Below are 18766 nucleotides of genomic sequence, written 5' to 3' on the forward strand. Positions count from 1 at the left end.
CTTATCGTTTAAAATTGTAATGTTTAAAATTTAAAGGAGGAATACATGTGAAAGACGAGAAGAAATCGGCCGTGGACCCAAGGATTTTGCGAACTCGTCAGTTAATCCGGGGTGCATTTGTTGAATTGCTGCAGGAAATGGATATTGAGAAGTTGTCAGTCAACAAAATTGCTGAACGAGCGACGATCAATCGGGTAACCTTCTATCTGCATTATCGGGATATTACAGATATGATGGAGAAGATGGCTGACGAGATGATCGAGCATATTGAACGGATCGTGGATGAATATGCCCCTCATTTTGAGAAACAGAGAACGGAAGAGGCTTGGCCTGTTCTGGTCAAGTTGCTGGAGCATTTTGCAGACAACGCATCGTTCTATCAGGTGGTACTTGCCACGAAGCGCACACCAATCTTTACCGAACGGCTGCTCAAATTGTTAAGTACGCTGGTCAAAGCCAAGATTGATCGGGTGGAGATCGAGGATGAACTGGAAGAGTCCGGCATTCACAAAGAAATCGCAATCTGGTACGGCTCTTCCGCCCTGATTGGGACCATTGTTTCCTGGCTGCGCAATGATATGCCTTATTCACCGCATTTCCTGGCTAAACAATTCTCGTTGATTCGCTCGTACTCTTATAATGACCTGATATAATCATGCTACAATTGCACCTAAGGTTAATAGAGGAGGAATAATGTAATGAAATATAGTGCAGAACGTATCTATGTGAGATTTTGGAATGTGGAAGATGCCTCATTGCTTCTAGATCTACAGGTTCGCAACCGTGCGGAAATTGAAAGAATCTCAGCGAGTAATCGGGATGAGTCTTTCTATAGCTTGGAGGGGCAAAGGTCACTCATTGAGAGCTGGAACAAGAAGAGAGAAGAAGGAAATCGCTATTCTTTTGGTATTTTTCTACATACAACGGATGAACTTGTCGGTGAGATTTCCGTGTTCGAGATCATACTGGATTCTACCCCAAAATGGATCGTTGGTTATGTGACGGATACTCTTCATCAAGGAAAAGGATATATGAGCGAAGCCCTGCAATGTGTACTGGAATTTGCCAAACACGAAACTGAAATTACTCGAATCGAAGCTGGCGCTGTGCCCGATAATACAGGCTCCATCCGTGTCCTTCAAAAAGCAGGATTCAAGGAGAATGGGTCGCAGCCTGTGCCAATCCAGGGAACGTTGAAAGAACATACGATGTTTGCTGTGGATATACTATAAGCAAGATGTTTTACTATTTACTATATCAGTTGAACTATATATTTAAACGTAACGGAGAGGACAGACAAAAACTATGGCTACTATACTCGTTGCAGACGACGATGCGAACATTCGTGAACTCGTCTGTCTATTTCTCAAAAACGATGGATTCACCACAGTGGAAGCTGCGGACGGTAAAGAAGCTCTCACTATATATGGCGAAACTCCAGTGGATCTGGTCGTCCTTGATATTATGATGCCTGTCATGGATGGCTGGGCACTGTGTAAAGAACTCCGAAGAGCCAATCCCGACCTTCCGTTACTCATGCTGACGGCGAGAGGAGAGACGTGGGAGAAGGTGAAAGGATTCGAACTGGGTACGGATGATTATTTGACCAAACCGTTTGATCCATTGGAGCTGACCGCTCGTGTCCGAGCATTACTGAAACGATACAAAATTGGCTCCACTCACACAATCCAGTTTGGCAACGTCATTCTGGACCGCCAGACGTATAAGGTGATGAGAGGCACAGAGTCGCTTACGTTACCACTTAAGGAGTTCGAATTGCTGTATAAGCTTGCTGGAACACCAGGACAAGTCTATACACGTGAGCAATTGATCGATCAGATATGGGGTATTGATTACGCTGGAGATGATCGAACAATAGACGTACATATTAAACGCCTGCGCGAACGATTCGCGACTACACCTGATTTTCGGATTGAAACGGTGCGTGGGCTAGGGTACAGACTTGAGGTCTATGAATGATCCGATCCATATATATTCGTGTGGTCCTGACCTTTTTGGGGTCTGTCATCGCTGGTACGGTCATTTCATTTTTTGTGTCTACTTGGATATTCGAAGAAAAATTGAACGAAAACGCGCAAATTAACTTACGCAACTTCGGCCAAGACGTTTTGCAGATCTATAAGGCCCTGCCAGAGAGTGAGGCGGACTTGTACGTAAGTGGAATGAAGCAGCTCAGCTCCTATCATATTCGAATTTTCGAAGCTTCAGGTGAGTTCAAGACTTATGGAAAACTTAACGGACATAAATCTGCTACAGTGACGAGCGAGCAACTAAAGAAAGTGTTAGCTGGGGGCGTTGTTCAAGACTCAACGAATGGGATTGCTACAGGGTTCATAGGATTACCGTTGAAAACGGAGATGGAAACAAAAGCGATGTTTTTGGAGACACTCTCACCGCCTTCAACCTCTTTTGTGATTAAGTGGGGTTTAATCTTCGCAAGCTGTTCGTTGATTGCAGGAAGCTTGTTGATTCTGGTTGCTTCTATATATCTGGTGAGACCGATCAAGAAATTGACACAAGCGACCAAACGGATTGCAGCTGGAGATTTCAACGTCAAGCTGAACATTAAGCAAACGACTGAGATTGGTACGTTGGCCCGGAGCTTTGAAGAAATGATGCGCGACCTGAAGCAGTTGGAGCAGATGCGGAGGGAATTCGTTACAAATGTGTCGCACGAGGTTCAGTCTCCGCTCACCTCGATATCCGGTTACGCTTCGGCACTGAAGCAAGTAAATCTCTCAGAACACGAGCGAAACCGTTACCTGGATATTATCATCTCCGAAGCAAAACGAATGTCCAAAATGAGCGATAGCCTGCTCAAATTGAGTTTGCTTGAATCGCAGTCACAGCAACTACGGCTGAGCTCCTTAAGCCTTGATGAACAGATCAGGCGGGTTATTGTCGCGCTTCAACCGCAATGGTCTGAGCGCAACATTCATTTCGAACTTGATTTAGAGAACGTTAAGGTAACAGCTGATCACGACCAGTTAAATCAGGTATGGACGAACATCGTCGGAAATAGCATCAAGTTTTCCAAGGATGGCGGCATGATTAAAGTCAGTATCAAAGTGGATATTAAAACTGTGACTGTTCGAATATCCGACACGGGTATTGGTATTCCCCTTGAAGACCAGAAGCGTATATTCGAGCGCTTTTTCAAGGCAGATCGTTCCCACAGTCGTAAATATGACGGGAGTGGTATGGGACTTGCTATCGTTAAACAGATCGTGTCCCTTCATCAGGGGGATATCCGTGTGGAAAGCGAACCTGGTCAAGGCACAACCTTTATGATCACGTTACCCATCCATCCACCAACGGATACTTAGGCTCTCAGCATAGGCCAATGAATAGAATACCTATCGGAATATCCTAGACCGAATGTTCATGTCATGTGTAACATGCAAGCTTCCTTGTATGTTACATATGGCATTTTTTTTGCTTGTTCATACTCCGTTCATATTCCGGTCATGGGGAGTACATCTTTGTTGAATAGGATTTCTTAAGAAGACTGTTAGGCCAATATACAGATGAGGATAGGAGCAGATGAATGTGAAACAACAAGCAGACAAAGAAGTAGAGAGTAAAAGCAAAATCAAGAAAGTGTTAAGCACTTTGTTTAAAGTACTATGCGCAATCATTATAGCAATCCTACTTTTTGTAGCTATCGTATATACCGTCAATAAAATTAGCAGTTATTCGGAGCAACAAAGAATGGAGCCGTATGGTCAACATGTATCCGTAGACGGAAAAAATATGAATGTGTTCATTCAAGGGGAAGGCGAGGAAACAATTGTGCTTCTGACTGGTTTTGGAACAGCGGCACCAGCGCTTGATTTTAAGCCTCTCATCTCCGAGTTATCTCCATATTATAAAGTTGTCGTTGTTGAGCCCTTTGGTTACGGATTGAGTGATCAGACTGAAAAGGAACGCAGCACAGCAAATATCGTCAGTGAAATTCATGAAGCGTTACAGCGTCTACATATTGATCGTTATATCCTCATGGGTCATTCCATTTCGGGGATCTATAGCCTGGATTACGTGAACAAATATGCAGATGAAGTAAGTGCATATGTCGGGTTGGATAGCAGTGTTCCAGCGATAAGTGAACAGAAGATTGATTCATCAGACACACAACCGATTAAATGGTTCCGCAACTTGGGTTTCGCCCGAGTGCAACTGAAACTGAGTGCTGACCCTTATGATGGACTGCCTTATGATGAGCAAACGAAAGAACAATTGAACATTCTGATACGCAAAAATATGTATAATACCACGCAATTAAATGAGGCAGAAAGTATGTATTCCAACTTTAAAGCAGCTGAACAACTAACGTTCCCTGTTAATCTTCCAGTTCTTTTCTTTGTTCAAAAGAATCATCCGGCAGCAGACAATTGGGTTCCGGAACACGAGAAGTTACTAGAGAACTCTGTGCGTGGTGAAGTGGTGCTGCTGGAAGCAAATCATTATTTGTATCGTTCCCATGCCAAAGAAATTGCTGAAGGTGTCAGAGCATTTATGATCCGTGATGAGAGAGAGGAATTCAATTGAGATTATTTGAGATACTGTTAGTTCTATCCTGTTTTGCTTTACTCGTAGACCTACTATTTATTAAAAGAAGTGCAAAGAAAACAGGCTGGGGTTTGGGAATAGGAAGTAGCGTTATACTCGTAGTTCAATTGCTGGTTGAGGGATATAGATGGCAGTTGCTTGTGGTATACATCATGACGGCTCTAATCATAATCATCGTATTATTCAGACATTCCCAGAAGATGGTAAATATTAAAATAGGGAAGTTCTTGAAATATAGTTTATCTTCCTTAATCGTTATTCTGCTTGTTGGTTCTACCGTCTTGTCTGTATGCTTACCTGTTTTTAATCTGCCGAAGCTTGATGGTCCAGAGAAGGTGGGTACTCAAACATTTCATTTAACAGACCAGAACAGAGACGAAATCTTCACAGAAGATCAAAGCGATAAGAGAGAACTAATGATCCAAGTTTGGTACCCAACTGAAAACAGTAATAATAACAAGCGTGACACGCTGTTTCCAAAAGATAAAGAGAGGTTCAAAAAGTATATTCAAAGCTTCTCTGCTTCTTTAAAACTACCTGAATTTGTGCTCGACTACTGGAAGTATAGCCAAACTAACTCTTATGAAAATGTAGAAATATTACCTTCTACAAGTCCTTATCCCGTGGTACTACTATCTCATGGTATGGGAACCAGTAGAGTTCTACATGTATCACAGGCCGAGAATCTGGCCAGTCATGGGTATATCGTGGTCACCATCGATCATACGTATAGCACCCTTGCTACCCTTTTTCCAGATGGCCGTGTAACGGATTATAAAAAAAGTACAACTACACTAGATGAACGTACAAAAACAGGGGATATATGGACGAAAGATGTGGAGTTTGTAATCGATCAAATCGAAAAGCTGAATTCAGGTGCAATCGAAAGTCAGTTTAAAGGAAAAATCGATCTAGATCACATCGGCGCGATGGGGCATTCTTTTGGGGGGGCAACCGCGTTTAATGCAACGTATTTAGATCATAGAATCAAGGCCGGGGTTAATATGGATGGGTCACTATATGAAGTGGAAAATAGAGATGATATAAACAAGCCGTTTATGTTCATCCGATCGGGAAGTTTTGAAGACTGGTTCGCCAACTTTGAAATGGATAGAAATTCGGATGATGAAGTAACTAAATTTCTTTCAGATGAGCTGCACATTATGAAAAAAGTTATTAATCATGGGGGAAAAGTGATCTATGTAGAAGGAACCCAGCACTTCAATTTCACGGATCTTCAATTCTACTCGGAGTTGATTAAACTGTCGGGCATTACAGGAGATATCAATGGTAAAAGAGGAGCAAACATCGTAAATCAATATGTACTCGATTTCTTTAACAAGCAACTGAAAGGAACGGGTGGAGATCTGATTCAGGGACCAAACGACTTGTATCCGGAGGTGAAATTTGTAGACCCAGAAGAAATCAACTAACCAAAACACTTAAAATTCAGGAGATGATGTGAATGGGACGACAAAAGGGAAAACGCACTTCAATCGCCGTGTTAACGCTGGCATTAACGATGTTAGCTCCAATGTCTGCAATGGGCGCGCCTGCTACAAGTAGCAGTGATCATACGTATGAACCAACCAAGAAAACGGTGATGGAGAAAGCCAAGTTACTCACCGAGAAACATGGAATCACAAGTCTGCAATATGCCCTTATCGATGGTGGCGAGATTGTGGTGTCCGGTCAGACGGGCAAAAACGATAAAAACAACAAGGTGCCTCTTACGCCGGATACGATCTATGGCATAGGATCAACGAGTAAAATGTTCCTCACAGCTTCTGTTATGAAGTTAGTTGAAGAAGGCAAGGTGGATTTGGATCTGCCTGCTGTGAACTATATACCTGATTTTCAGATGAAAGACCATCGCTACAAACAAATCACACCACGCATGCTGTTGAATCATTCTTCCGGTCTGCTGGGCAGCACGGGCAGCAATGCCACATTGTACGGGGATAATGATACGTACTCACATGATACGTTTCTGGACCAATTGGCGAGTCAAAACCTGAAGGCAGATCCCGGCGCGTTCTCGGTGTATAGTAATGATGGTTTTACGTTATCCGAGATTATGGTTGAACGTGTTAGCGGCATGAGTTTTACCGCTTTTATACACCAATATTTTACGGAACCTTTGGACATGAAACATACCAAAACACCACAGGATGTGGTTGACACGGCAGCAATGGCGGGAATCTATTCTCCTATGTATGAGGGTCAGCTTCCACAAGAGAATTATAATGTTATCGCAACTGGAGGCATTTATTCCACCGCTGAAGATCTTGCGAAGTTTTCACAAATCTTCACGGGAGAGGTCCAAGGCATTCTTACCGATAAGTCTGTAGAAGCCATGGCGCAAGAAGAATACAAAAAAGGCATGTGGCCAGAGGGTGGCGATACCTCTATATCTTACGGATTAGGGTGGGATAGTGTAAATCTGTACCCATTCAGTGAATACGATATCAAGGCAGTAACAAAAGGTGGAGATACCATATCGTATCACTCATCATTAGTCGTACTGCCGGAATATAATCTGGCTGCAGCCGTTACCTCATCAGGTGGGACAAGTGCCAAAGATCAGTTCATTGCGAGTGAATTATTACTCAGCGCACTTGAGGAAAAGGGCATTATTACAGAACGGAAGCCGGAAAAATCGTTTGGTGTTCCAGTGAAGGCAGATATACCTAAAGAAATAGCCACGAATGCAGGTATATATGGCGGCAATAATTCAGTTAAGAAGATCGAAATGAATACAGCTGGACAAATGACTGTATCCACACCTTCAGCTCCAAGTGATCCGGCTCAAAAATACACCTATACAGCGGATGGTACTTTTGTTAACGATGAAGGCACGGAAAAGCTGAAATTTGTTAAGGAGAAGAATGGAAGGACTTATCTGTGGTATCGATCTTATATATCCTTACCAGGACTTGGACAATTGGCTTTCTCCGAATATAAAATGGAGAAGCTGGAAGCCAATGAATTATCCCAGAATATTACGGCCTCATGGGAGCAGCGTGAAGGTGAAAAATATTACCTGCTGAATGAGAAATATACATCAACGGTTTATCTCAATTCGGCACCAATTCTCCCTATTCATTTGGACAAAGAGACCCCTGGGTATGTATCCAATACTAAGATTATTGGAGCAAACGAAGCAGTCACGGAGCTGCAAATCCCTGGCCTGGCTGGACGTGATACAAAGGAAATTTATTTTGCTAAAAAGAACGGAGTAGAGTACATTACAGCCGTTGGTAGCATATACGCCAGTGAGGAAATGGTACAACCACTCTATTCGGGTAAACAATCTCTAGCAACGATTCAAGCAGACGGATATGCCAGATGGTTTTCGATACCAGCAACGGTGAAAGGAAAAGTCATGACGGTTAAAATGCCTGCAACTGGCGCCTTTGCCGTATATGATCAGAAGGGTATTTGTATTAATCATACCGTAGTCAGTGGTGAGAATGAGGTTGTCTTGCCGGAAAACGGCCACATTGTATTTGCAGGTGACGTGGATTCCGCATTTGAAATTTCATTAAAAAAGTAAATGGATTGGTTCGTTGATCCAATGAAAATATAAAGACATAAAACCTTCTCCATGACGTAGAGGAGGTTTTATGTTGTTGTTGCAGAGCGTATTCAAATTTTGGAATTCAGGATGGAATTAATTCCCCTCCGAGGCGTTTGCCTGCTTGATCCGAAAGGAAATTGTAAAGCTCAAGAGAACGAAAAGCAATTGAAGAGACAAAGCTAATATAATCCCGGTCAACAATCCCCAATTTAGTGAATGACTAACGGCAATGAGCGCTCCGCCGATTCCAATGCTTACCCCCGGACTAAATGCATCTGTAAACTGAAGGCTGGCAGATATCTCTCCTTCTTCACCCGTTTTCGTGTGCTGTAATGCAATCGCCCCGGTCGTGGGATGTGCCAAACCGATGCCAAATCCAGTGAAAAGCTGTGAAATTACTGCAAATATGATCCCGCCTTCAGGGAGGCCAACAGCAAGAATGACCGTAGCAACTCCAATGATCATAAATCCTATACCAATGGTTACCCGTTTCTTTCGGCCCATCCCATGGTCTTTAGCATCGAACTTTGACTGAAGCCAGGCTGCCGCTGACCAGCTTAATGCACCCGCAGCTACAATTAATCCCGCCATATCTGCTGGGAGCTTTTTCACATCTGTCAAAGCCAGGACAACATAGCTCTCGGTCGCATTATAACTAGCAACAAAGAATCCTCTTGAAGCAATCGTGGCCGGTAAACCTCTTCTGGCACTTAAAGTTCCCTCAGGCAGCAGCTTTCGCAAAGGCTGAATCATGATAAGCAATCCTGCTACCGAAAGTACAATTCCTCTCCAATCCGATATAAATCCTAGCCCAGCAAGCAACATTCCCGTTCCAATGGTCAGTAGTACTGCATAACCTTCTTTTCGGTTATTCTTGGAAGGGGTATTCCTTCTAACTGTAAATTTTCGGAAAGCAGGAAGAGTCAGCATGACAGCCAAACCAATGAAGGGAAGCACAAGCCAAAAAACAACTCTCCAAGATATATGCTCCGCTATAAGGCCAGCAATATAAGGGCCAATTAGTGCAGGTATAATATATGCGCCGGAAAACAAAGCAAGTATTTTTGTTCTCAGCTTATCGGGATAACCTAAAGTAATGCTGTAATACACACACGTAATGATCCCGCCTCCACCAAAACCTTGAAACACTCTTCCTATAATTAGGGTAATCATATTCACGGAAGTAGCCGCAATCACAATGCCGATCACAAAAAAAAGTATCGATATGCCAAACGATGCGAATACGCCGTTTTTGTTGATCCGCGCCCCAATGATCATGGTTCCAAGGATTTGTGCCAAAAGAAAAGAGCTGAATATCCAACCGTACAAGTGGAGCCCATTCAATTTTTGAGCCAGGCTTGGGGCAATCGTAACAACTGCTAAACCTTCAAATGCGACGGTAGTGACAGCAAGAATAATCCCAATGGTCAATGCTCTGTACTTGGCGTCGAAAACACCTGCTTCTTTTGGTGTTATATCCATTTTAAAAATCTCCTTTTAGAATAAATTTTAATAGTCCCAACCATAGTTGCTGCAGCAACTATATGTCCAAAAAGTTATCCCCCCCTTTAAAGTGGAGAGGACTCCTCTGTGGACTATAGATCTTTTACGTTGTTATACATTACAGTAAGAATCCTTCTAAACATCTCAACCTCCTCCTTGGATAATCCCTGGATCGTTTTATTATATGCGTCCTTGGAAGGAGCAAGAATTTCATCTTTCATATCTCGTCCTTTAGGAGTTAAATAAACACGTAAAGATCTTCTATCCGTCTCATGAATCACACGATAAATAAATTCCTTCTTTTCTAGCTTAAACAGCATTCGTGCAACATTGGTCTGGTCCTTGTGCAGTCTCTCGGCAAGGTCCTTTTGAGTAATCCCTTCTTGTTCCCATAGTACGACCAGGATTTCCCACTGATCCACTGTGATGTCAAACGGAGTGACTACCTTTTGATAGTAATTATTCAGTTTAAGTGCCGCGCGCTGTACATTAACACCGATATATTTTTCTAATTCCAAAGTTTTCCTCCTAAATAACCGTCATGATTATAGTTGCTGTGACCATTATAATTCCGCCTCTTTTTTGTGTCAATCATATTTATTGGAGTGAAAACGCCGCCGCTAATCTAAGCATTATCTCCATTTAAACAAGTTTTCCGGTACGCACTAAATTGTAAATCATCATGTACTAAAATTATTTTGCCTGTTCATATTCGGTTCATATAGACGTCACGAGCAGTCCATTTACATGGGTTAAGCTTATTTTAGCGCCAAAGCAAGATACTCTAATAAAGAGATACTGACAGGAGAAGATGCAGATGATACAACAAGAGAAAATGAACGCGGTCAAGAGAGCAATCAAAAAACGAACTTCAATTGCAGCTTTAACCCTAGTGTTAACGATGTTAGCCCCGCTATCTGCAATGGCCGCACCGGCTCCCCTGAACAACAGCAACCTTACGTATGAGACAACAAAGAAAGCCGTGATCGAAAAAGCCAAATTACTGACCGAGACGTACGGTACGACGAGTCTGCAATATGCGCTCATCGATGGTGGAGAGATTGTGGTGTCCGATCAAACGGGCAAAAACGATATAAACGATAAGGTGCCTCTTACTTCGAACACCGTCTATGGCATTGGTTCAACCAGTAAAATGATGCTTACAGCCGCTGTAATGAAGCTGGTTGACGAAGGCAAGATTGATTTGGATGCGCCTGTTGTGAACTATATGCCTGACTTTACAATGAAAGATACCCGATACAAACAGATCACACCCCGTATGTTGCTAAATCATTCCTCCGGTCTTCTGGGCACCTCAACCAGCAATGCCACATTGTACGGAGATAATGACACGTATTCACATGATACGTTTCTGGAGCAATTGGCGAATCAAAACCTGAAAGCAGATCCCGGCGAATACTCCGTCTACAGCAACGATGGCTTTACGTTAGCCGAGATTCTGGTCGAAAGAGTTAGCGGTATCAGTTATACCGCGTTTATACACCAGTATTTTACGGAACCTTTGGATATGAAACATACCAAAACACCACAGGATGTGGTTGATCCGGCAGAGATGGCGGGAGTCTATTCCCCTTTTTATGAGGGACAACTTCCCAAAGAGAATTATAATATCATCGGTACTGGAGGTCTGTATTCCACCGCTGAAGATCTGGTCAAATTTTCAAGAATCTTCACGGGAGAAGTTGATGGTATTCTTTCCAGTAAGTCTGTCAAAGCTATGGCGCAAGAAGAGTATAAAAGAGGCATGTGGCCAGAGGATAGCGATACGCTGATGTCATACGGGTTAGGGTGGGATAGTGTGAACATGTTCCCATTCAACGAATACGGCATTAAGGCCGTTATGAAAGGTGGAGATACGTTATCTTATCAGTCTTCACTGGTGGTACTTCCGGAATACAATATGGCTGCAGCCGTTATCTCTTCAGGCGGGTCAAGCTTAACCAATAATTTCATTGCGAATGAATTATTACTCAGCGCACTTGAGGAAAAGGACATCATTACAGAACGGAAGCCAGAAAAATCATTTGGCGTACCCGTGAAGGCCAATATGCCTAAGGAAGTCTCCAAGTTTGCAGGTATATATGGTGGCAATAATTCAGTTATGAAGATCAAAATAAATAAGGCTGGACAAATGACTGTATCTTCACTTACAGCTCCGAGTAATCCGGCTCAAGAATACACATATACAGCAGATGGTACTTTTGTTAATAACGAAGGTACAGACAAGTTGAAATTCGTTGTGGAGAAAAATGGGAAAACCTACTTGTGGTCACGATCTTATATATCCGTTCCAGGACTCGGACAGCTGGCTTTCTCAGAATATAACGGGGAGAAGCTTGAAGTCAATAAATTATCCAAGGAGATTAATGCCGCATGGGCAAAGCGCGATGGTAAAAAATATTATCTGGTGAATGAGAAATACACATCAATGGTTTATCTCAATGCTTCATCGATCCTGCCTATTCATATGAATCAAGAGAATCCAGGGTATATGTCCAATCATAAGATTATTGGAGCAAACGAAGCAGCCAATCTTTTGCAGATTCCGGGTACTGCCGGACGTGATACGATGGACATTCAATTCTCTAAAAAGAACGGTGGAGAGTATCTTACAGCCTTAGGTTATGTATACGCCAGTGAGGAACTGGTAAAACCCATCTATTCGGGTAAACAATCCGCAACAACCATTCAAGCAGATGGATATGCCAAATGGTTTTCGGTACCAGCGACTGCGAAAGGAAAAGTCATGACAGTGAAGTTGCCTGCAAATGGAGCCTTTGCTGTCTATGATCAGACTGGAATTTGTATTAATCACAGCGTGGTCAGCGGTAAGAATGATGTTGTTTTACCAGAAAACGGCCGTATTGTATTTGCAAGTGATGTTGGCTCCAAATTCGAAATTTCATTAAAAAAATAAAATGAATGGATTTCCAAACGGCTGAACACCAAACGAACTCAACAGGAGAGAACCATCATGATGAAAAAAATATTAATCATTTTGCTCAAAATATTCGGAGCCATCGTTATCGCTTTTGCATTATTTATTGCCACTGTCTATATTGTTAATGTATTTAGCAACAAATCGGAAGAAGGGAAAATAAAACCCTATGGCCAGTTTGTAGCGGTTGACGGGAAAAACATGAATGTGTTGATTCAAGGAGAAGGCAAAGAAACGGTGGTATTGCTTCCTGGATACGGAACACCTGCCCCAGCCCTTGATTTCAAACCGCTTATCGATGAGTTATCTCCATTTTACAAAGTTGTTGTCATTGAGCCTTTCGGTTATGGATTAAGTGACATTACTGAAAAAGAGCGTACCACTGAAAATATGGTTAGTGAAATTCATGAAGCGTTACAGCAACTTGGTATTCATAATTACACGCTCATGGCTCACTCCATTTCAGGGATATACGGCCTGGATTATGTGAACAAATATCCAAACGAAGTAAGTTCATTTGTAGGAATTGAGAGCAGTGTCCCAACGCAGGGAGGTAACGATGATCCATTCCCAACTGAAACGTACAAACTGCTTAAAAAATCAGGATTCTACCGATTGTTAATGAAACTGGCCCCTGATCAACTGATTGCACCCGATGTTGATGATGAGACCAGAGAACAAATTAGAATACTTTCACTCAAAAATACGTTTAATTCGAACAACCTGAATGAAGGTGAAAACTTTGGTCCTAATTTCAAAGCAGCTGAGAAACTGTCCTTCCCCAAAGATCTTCCTGTGATTTTCTTTTTACAAGCAAATGATACGGAAACAGAAGGCTGGATACCCTTGCATGAAGAGCAAGTCAAAGATTCTGTGCATGGAAAAGTGATGACATTTGAGGGAGAACATTATTTGCATCACACCCGATCCAAAGAAATGGTTCAAGAATATAGAAAGTTTATGAGTGAGATAAAATAGTAGTGTCGCCAACAAAAGAAGTCGCGAAATCGCGGCTTTTTTCTGTTGGCAAAATGATGAACATACAAGCGTAGTTACTTTATTGGAAAATTTAGGTTGACACTTCTTTTTATCGCGTATACAATCGTATACATGAATACGATTGTATACATATGTATACACGTAATGGGGGTGGCAAATATGAGAGATCGTCCTATCGAAGAGATGGATGGAAGTGTACGTCAAGGTGAGCGTCCGAGACGTGGTAAAGGGCATGGCGAACATGAGGGAAAACGGGGGCGTGGAGCGCAAACATTCCGTCGCGGCCGAATTCTTGTATTTCTGGAACAAATGCAGAATCGGAGAACAACGCTTGTCCGACAACTTGGACAGGAGGAGTATGAACATATTCGCCCGGTGATCAGTGGGGAGTTAAAAGCTATTGATCAGGTCATCGACGAGTATATCCATCTATTCGAGCTGCAAAATGAAGATGTAAACCCCAATAAGAATCTGGAGAGTGAGAGTGAATAAGTATGATTCGTCGGTTTTTTTCGTATTATCGTCCCTATAAAAAACTGTTTTTAATTGATTTTGGATGCGCTGTACTCGCAGGTCTTCTGGAGTTGGCTTTCCCCCTTGCCGTCAGCAAATTCATTAATGAATTGTTGCCAGGTCAGGATTGGCCTCTCATTATGCTTGCCTGTGTTGTGCTGTTATCCATCTATGCACTTAATACTGTATTGAACTATGTCGTTACATACTGGGGACATATGCTGGGCATTAACATTGAGACCAACATGCGTGAGAAGATGTTCGCTCACTTGCAGAAGCTGTCCTTCCGTTTCTTCGATAATCGTAAAACAGGCCACTTAATTGGTCATCTTACGAATGATCTGAACGACATCGGCGAGGTTGCTCACCATGGACCTGAAGATGTATTCATCGCAGTAATGACATTAATCGGATCGTTCTGGCTGATGGCTAACATTAATCTGGAGCTTGCGCTGCTTACCTTTATCATTATCCCAATTATGGCTTGGGTTATTATCGTATTTGGTGGCCGCATGACAAAGACGTATCGGCGACTTTTCGGAGACGTCGGCAATTTCAATGCACGCATTGAAGATAACGTTGGTGGCATGCGTGTTGTACAATCGTTCGCGAACGAAGAACATGAGAAAGAACTTTTTGCGGTGGACAATCAGAATTTCCGTAAAACCAAACTGCTTGCCTACAAAACGATGGCGAAAAGTATCTCGGTGAGTTATATGATGATGCGACTGGTTACCGTATTTGTCATGATCAGCGGGGCCTGGTTTTATATCGATGGCAGAATCAATATGGGTGACTTTATGGCCTTCCTGCTTCTGTCCAATATCTTCTTCCGCCCGATCGAGAAAATTAACGCTGTCATAGAAAGTTATCCAAAGGGCATCGCTGGTTTCAAGCGTTATCTGGAGATCATTGATACGGAACCAGAGATTGCTGATAGCAAAAACGCCGTTGAATTCGAAAGTGTGAAGGGTGATATTCGTTTCGAGAACGTCTCGTTCGGATATGAATCCAGTCGGCGTATTCTGAGTGATATCAGTCTATCTGTTCGACCAGGGGAAACCGTAGCTTTTGTGGGTCCTTCGGGTGCAGGCAAGACGACGATCTGCAGTCTGCTGCCCCGATTCTATGAGGTTGAAGAGGGACGTATTACTGTGGATGGCGTCGACATTCGTAACGTTAAGCTTCAATCCTTGCGCAAGCATATTGGAATCGTTCAACAGGATGTATTTTTGTTCTCGGGTACCATTAAGGAGAATATTGCTTATGGTGATCTGAGTGCAACGGATGAACAAATCTGGGATGCCGCCCGTCGTGCCTCGTTGGAGGAATTAATTCTTACGTTGCCAGACGGTATGGATACAGTCATTGGGGAGCGTGGAGTCAAGCTGTCCGGAGGACAAAAACAGCGTTTGTCCATCGCACGTATGTTTTTGAAAAACCCGCCCATTCTTATTCTGGATGAGGCAACCTCTGCGCTGGACACGGAAACGGAAGCACTGATTCAGCAATCACTCGCTGAATTGTCGGTGGGCAGAACTACACTTGTAATTGCACACAGACTGACAACTATCAAGAATGCAGATCGAATTATCGTAGTAAACACAGATGGCATCGCTGAGCAGGGTAACCACGAGGAATTGGTCGCCGCTGGAGGGATATACAGCCGTCTTCATCAGGTGCAATATAGTCACTCTTAATCCATGTAAATTGAATTTACACTAGCCACTCCGATGACAGAACAACCTTCCGATCGCTGTTATCCCCAGATTTTTTTATTCCTCTTATCTAAAGGGGAAATCCGGGGATAAAGGCGAACGCTCCGCTTCTTCAGGTTATTTCTGTCCTCTCCGTTTTGTGTAAATGTTTAGTTCAATTTATATAGAAACTTAAGTAGCTGACTAAGTATCTGGATCAAGTATCTAAAACAAGTAAACCTTGCCGCGCATATGCGTGGCTTTTTTCTGTTTGGATGTTAAAAATGAGATTATTAAATGCTATGTAAAAGATAATGTTGACAACGTCCACTAACGTGATTATTATAATGTTGACAATGTCCACTAAAAAGGAGGGTTTGACATCAACTCTCAGTACATATATCCAGATATACTGGCTGACATGCGACGTTTTAACCGTTTTTATACCAATATTCTTGGTGTACTCGATAAGCATATTCTTGGAACAGGGTACTCGTTTGCGGAAGTACGGGTCATTATTGAGATTGGAATTCGGGGAGAGAGCATTGCAAACAATCTGGTAGATACACTGACCATTGATCGCAGTTACATGAGCCGAATTGTGAACAAGCTGTCCAAGGAAGGACTGCTGGTGAAAGTGGATTCTGCTGCCGACAGCCGGGTCAGTCTGATTCGTCTGACAGCCAAGGGTGAGGAACTGTATGCCCAATTGAATGATCGATCCGATCAACAGATCCTGAAGCTGATGCAAGAATTGAATGAAGAAGAGATTCAAGAGGTGTACACCTCCATGATGAACATACAAGAGAAGTTGAACAAGAAGGCAGGAGAGACCACACGATGATACGATTTGAATGTGATTATAACGAAGGTGCGCATGAACGAATTTTACAAAGACTGATGCAAACCAATATGGAACAGACGAGCGGGTATGGCACGGATGAGCATTGTAAACGGGCGAGAATGCTTATTCGTCAGGCATGTGACAATGAGCAAGCTGATATTCATTTCTTGGTTGGCGGTACACAGACAAATACAACGGTGATTGCATCTATTTTGCGTCCATATCAAGGTGTAATTGCAGCGAGCTCAGGACATATTGCGGTTCATGAAACCGGAGCTATTGAAGCTACGGGACATAAGGTGCTCACAGTTCCAAGCGAGGACGGAAAGATCACGCCAGAGCAGGTTAGAGCAGTCTATGATGCACATATGAATGACTCGTCACCGGAACACTGTGTTCAACCAGGAACGGTCTACATATCCCAGCCAACGGAGAATGGAACGATGTACAGCAAGGCAGAACTGCAAGCATTGCATACAGTGAGCAGGGCATGTGGTCTTCCGTTTTTCGTGGATGGAGCACGTCTTGGATATGCACTTGCTTCTCGCGATTGCGATATGGCACTTGCTGACCTTGCACGCTTGTGCGATGTATTTTACATCGGGGGAACCAAGATTGGCGCATTGATGGGAGAGGCGGTTGTTATCCTGAATGAAGCGCTGAAACCGGATTTTCGTTATATGATCAAACAAAAAGGTGGTCTGCTTGCCAAAGGCAGACTGCTGGGAATCCAATTTGAAACGTTGTTCGAAGATGGTCTGTACCTCGATATTTCTCGCCATGCCGTAGATATGGCCTTGAGAATTCATGACTCACTCGAACAGCAGGGGGTACGCTTCCTGTACGATTCACCAACCAACCAGCAGTTTCCGATTCTGCCTGATCGTTTGCTTGAGAAATTACGCAGTGGTTATACCTTCTCCTTCTGGGAAAAGGTTGACGATACACACAGTGCGGTGCGATTTTGTACCAGCTGGGCAACGCAGCAGGAGAATGTGGATGCACTGACTCGTGATATCACTCAATTATTGCACGAAGAGATCAAGGTTCCTGAACGGGTCGAAGCATTGGTCTAATCTAGAAGGACAACCTATTGTGGTTGTCCTTTTTTGGTTTGCCTTTTGTGTGATAGTTGTGAGATAGGGAGTGCATACTCGGTTACTCACTAAAGGCCATGTCATATTTCTCTTTCAACCGTCGGATATCGGCTCTTGGCGGCGCACCGAATTTGCGTGCATATTCGCGGCTAAATTGAGAAGCACTCTCGTAACCAACCCGGAACGCTACATCTGCCGCGTCAGCAGATTCGGCCATCAGAAGTCGCCGGGCTTCCTGTAATCTTAATTGTTTCTGGAATTGTAATGGACTCATGGCTGTGATCTCTTTGAAGTGACGATGGAATGAAGAGACGCTCATGCTGGCGGTCTCAGCCAGATCTTCAATGCGAAATGGCTGTTCCCAATGATGAACGATGTACTCAATCGCTTCTCTGATCCGATAAGTGCTGCTACCTTCAACCGCAATCTGCGCCAGTTCTCCTCCGTAAGGCCCTTGAAGGAGGCGGAACAGGATTTCTTTAACGTACAACGGAGCCAGAAACGGAATCTCTCCCGGCGTATCCAGCAATCGAACAAGTCGGAGTACAGCGTCCTGAATGGACGATTCCATCTGACCTACAAACATAGCTCGTCTGGCGTTTTCGTTGAATGTTACCTTGATGTTGCATTCGTTAAGTACTTCGAGAATTTGGTTCGGTGTGAATTCGAGCTTGAGACTTAAGTAGGGTGCATCGGTGGATGCCTTGATAATCTGCCCGATGACCGGGAGATTCATGGAAGCAATCAGGTAGTTGGAAGGTCCATATTCATAACGCTCCTGTGCGAGCAATACTTCTTTCAACCCTTGAACAATCACACAAAATGAAGGTTTATATACTCTGTATGCCGGCTCACTAATCTTGGAATGGTGATAGACAAACAAGGAAGGAATCGCTGTTTCCATTGCACCGTTATGGTGGGAATGGCGTTCGATCAGGTCACTTAATTCCTGTTTTGGTTGAAATAATTCTTCGGTCATACGTA

Annotated in this window: 16 protein-coding genes; 13 read left to right on the forward strand and 3 right to left on the reverse strand. The window is 43.2% G+C overall.

Annotated features, from left to right (window positions below; all coding sequences use genetic code 11):
• Window positions 1-47: 47 nt before the first annotated feature.
• From NST33_RS13835 to NST33_RS13865, 7 genes are all read left to right on the forward strand, one after another.
• On the forward strand, window positions 48-653 hold the full coding sequence (locus tag NST33_RS13835) for a TetR/AcrR family transcriptional regulator (protein WP_221819461.1): 606 nt from the start codon (window positions 48-50) through the stop codon (window positions 651-653).
• 45 nt (window positions 654-698) lie between these two features.
• A complete protein-coding gene (locus tag NST33_RS13840) occupies window positions 699-1232 on the forward strand; it encodes a GNAT family N-acetyltransferase (protein WP_339308330.1) in 534 nt (177 codons plus the stop codon).
• A 73-nt stretch (window positions 1233-1305) separates the two neighbouring features.
• The gene (locus NST33_RS13845) at window positions 1306-1980 is read left to right on the forward strand and encodes a response regulator transcription factor (RefSeq protein WP_017688634.1); all 675 of its coding nucleotides are present in this window, start codon (window positions 1306-1308) and stop codon (window positions 1978-1980) included.
• Entirely contained in the window at window positions 1977-3347 is a 1371-nt protein-coding gene (locus tag NST33_RS13850; protein ID WP_339184860.1) for a HAMP domain-containing sensor histidine kinase, read from the forward strand. Before NST33_RS13845 ends, NST33_RS13850 begins: the two co-directional genes overlap by 4 nt.
• 217 nt (window positions 3348-3564) lie before the next feature.
• Complete coding sequence (locus NST33_RS13855) at window positions 3565-4569, forward strand: alpha/beta hydrolase (protein WP_339308333.1); 1005 nt, start codon at window positions 3565-3567, stop codon at window positions 4567-4569.
• Window positions 4566-6023 (forward strand): alpha/beta fold hydrolase, encoded by a 1458-nt coding sequence (locus tag NST33_RS13860; protein WP_339308335.1) that lies wholly within the window; start codon window positions 4566-4568, stop codon window positions 6021-6023. Before NST33_RS13855 ends, NST33_RS13860 begins: the two co-directional genes overlap by 4 nt.
• Before the next feature lie 32 nt (window positions 6024-6055).
• Entirely contained in the window at window positions 6056-8146 is a 2091-nt protein-coding gene (locus NST33_RS13865) for a serine hydrolase domain-containing protein (RefSeq protein WP_339308337.1), read from the forward strand.
• A 117-nt stretch (window positions 8147-8263) separates the two neighbouring features.
• Here NST33_RS13865 and NST33_RS13870 read toward each other — a convergent pair whose 3' ends face one another.
• Window positions 8264-9652 (reverse strand): MFS transporter, encoded by a 1389-nt coding sequence (locus NST33_RS13870; protein WP_339308339.1) that lies wholly within the window; start codon window positions 9650-9652, stop codon window positions 8264-8266.
• Between the two features lie 113 nt (window positions 9653-9765).
• Entirely contained in the window at window positions 9766-10191 is a 426-nt protein-coding gene (locus NST33_RS13875; RefSeq protein WP_339308340.1) for a MarR family transcriptional regulator, read from the reverse strand.
• 299 nt (window positions 10192-10490) lie between these two features.
• On the opposite strand from NST33_RS13875, the gene NST33_RS13880 reads away from it, so the two are divergent.
• The 6 genes from NST33_RS13880 (at window position 10491) to NST33_RS13905 (ending at window position 17761) form a co-directional block, all read left to right on the forward strand.
• Window positions 10491-12611: a serine hydrolase domain-containing protein gene (locus tag NST33_RS13880; RefSeq protein WP_339308342.1), complete on the forward strand. Its 2121-nt coding sequence runs from the start codon at window positions 10491-10493 to the stop codon at window positions 12609-12611.
• 57 nt (window positions 12612-12668) lie between these two features.
• Window positions 12669-13610 carry an alpha/beta hydrolase gene (locus NST33_RS13885; RefSeq protein ID WP_221819452.1) on the forward strand — a complete coding sequence of 314 codons (942 nt, stop codon included), beginning with the start codon at window positions 12669-12671 and terminating at the stop codon, window positions 13608-13610.
• Window positions 13611-13790: 180 nt separating this feature from the next.
• Window positions 13791-14123, forward strand: coding sequence for a hypothetical protein (locus NST33_RS13890; RefSeq protein ID WP_221819451.1), 333 nt, complete (start codon window positions 13791-13793; stop codon window positions 14121-14123).
• 2 nt (window positions 14124-14125) lie between these two features.
• Entirely contained in the window at window positions 14126-15844 is a 1719-nt protein-coding gene (locus NST33_RS13895) for an ABC transporter ATP-binding protein (RefSeq protein ID WP_036670808.1), read from the forward strand.
• Window positions 15845-16262: 418 nt separating this feature from the next.
• Window positions 16263-16685, forward strand: coding sequence for a MarR family winged helix-turn-helix transcriptional regulator (locus NST33_RS13900; RefSeq protein WP_036670809.1), 423 nt, complete (start codon window positions 16263-16265; stop codon window positions 16683-16685).
• Complete coding sequence (locus NST33_RS13905) at window positions 16682-17761, forward strand: low specificity L-threonine aldolase (RefSeq protein WP_339308345.1); 1080 nt, start codon at window positions 16682-16684, stop codon at window positions 17759-17761. The genes NST33_RS13900 and NST33_RS13905 overlap by 4 nt, the downstream gene beginning before the upstream one ends.
• Window positions 17762-17843: 82 nt before the next feature.
• On the opposite strand, the gene NST33_RS13910 is transcribed toward NST33_RS13905, so the two are convergent.
• The gene (locus tag NST33_RS13910) at window positions 17844-18761 is read right to left on the reverse strand and encodes an AraC family transcriptional regulator (RefSeq protein ID WP_339308347.1); all 918 of its coding nucleotides are present in this window, start codon (window positions 18759-18761) and stop codon (window positions 17844-17846) included.
• Window positions 18762-18766 lie beyond the last annotated feature (5 nt).

Origin of the sequence: Paenibacillus sp. FSL L8-0435 (assembly GCF_037965655.1) — a bacterium.
Classification (GTDB): Bacteria; Bacillota; Bacilli; order Paenibacillales; family Paenibacillaceae; genus Paenibacillus.

Bases quoted from the DNA above. Each gene is read 5' to 3' on its own strand.
- NST33_RS13840 (WP_339308330.1), top strand. From the start codon at position 699: ATGAAATATAGTGCAGAACGTATCTATGTGAGATTTTGGAATGTGGAA.
- NST33_RS13845 (WP_017688634.1), top strand. From the start codon at position 1,306: ATGGCTACTATACTCGTTGCAGACGACGATGCGAACATTCGTGAACTC.
- NST33_RS13850 (WP_339184860.1), top strand. From the start codon at position 1,977: ATGATCCGATCCATATATATTCGTGTGGTCCTGACCTTTTTGGGGTCT.
- NST33_RS13855 (WP_339308333.1), top strand. From the start codon at position 3,565: ATGAATGTGAAACAACAAGCAGACAAAGAAGTAGAGAGTAAAAGCAAA.
- NST33_RS13865 (WP_339308337.1), top strand. From the start codon at position 6,056: ATGGGACGACAAAAGGGAAAACGCACTTCAATCGCCGTGTTAACGCTG.
- NST33_RS13870 (WP_339308339.1), bottom strand. From the start codon at position 9,652: ATGGATATAACACCAAAAGAAGCAGGTGTTTTCGACGCCAAGTACAGA.
- NST33_RS13880 (WP_339308342.1), top strand. From the start codon at position 10,491: ATGATACAACAAGAGAAAATGAACGCGGTCAAGAGAGCAATCAAAAAA.
- NST33_RS13885 (WP_221819452.1), top strand. From the start codon at position 12,669: ATGATGAAAAAAATATTAATCATTTTGCTCAAAATATTCGGAGCCATC.
- NST33_RS13890 (WP_221819451.1), top strand. From the start codon at position 13,791: ATGAGAGATCGTCCTATCGAAGAGATGGATGGAAGTGTACGTCAAGGT.
- NST33_RS13895 (WP_036670808.1), top strand. From the start codon at position 14,126: ATGATTCGTCGGTTTTTTTCGTATTATCGTCCCTATAAAAAACTGTTT.
- NST33_RS13900 (WP_036670809.1), top strand. From the start codon at position 16,263: ATGCGACGTTTTAACCGTTTTTATACCAATATTCTTGGTGTACTCGAT.
- NST33_RS13905 (WP_339308345.1), top strand. From the start codon at position 16,682: ATGATACGATTTGAATGTGATTATAACGAAGGTGCGCATGAACGAATT.
- NST33_RS13910 (WP_339308347.1), bottom strand. From the start codon at position 18,761: ATGACCGAAGAATTATTTCAACCAAAACAGGAATTAAGTGACCTGATC.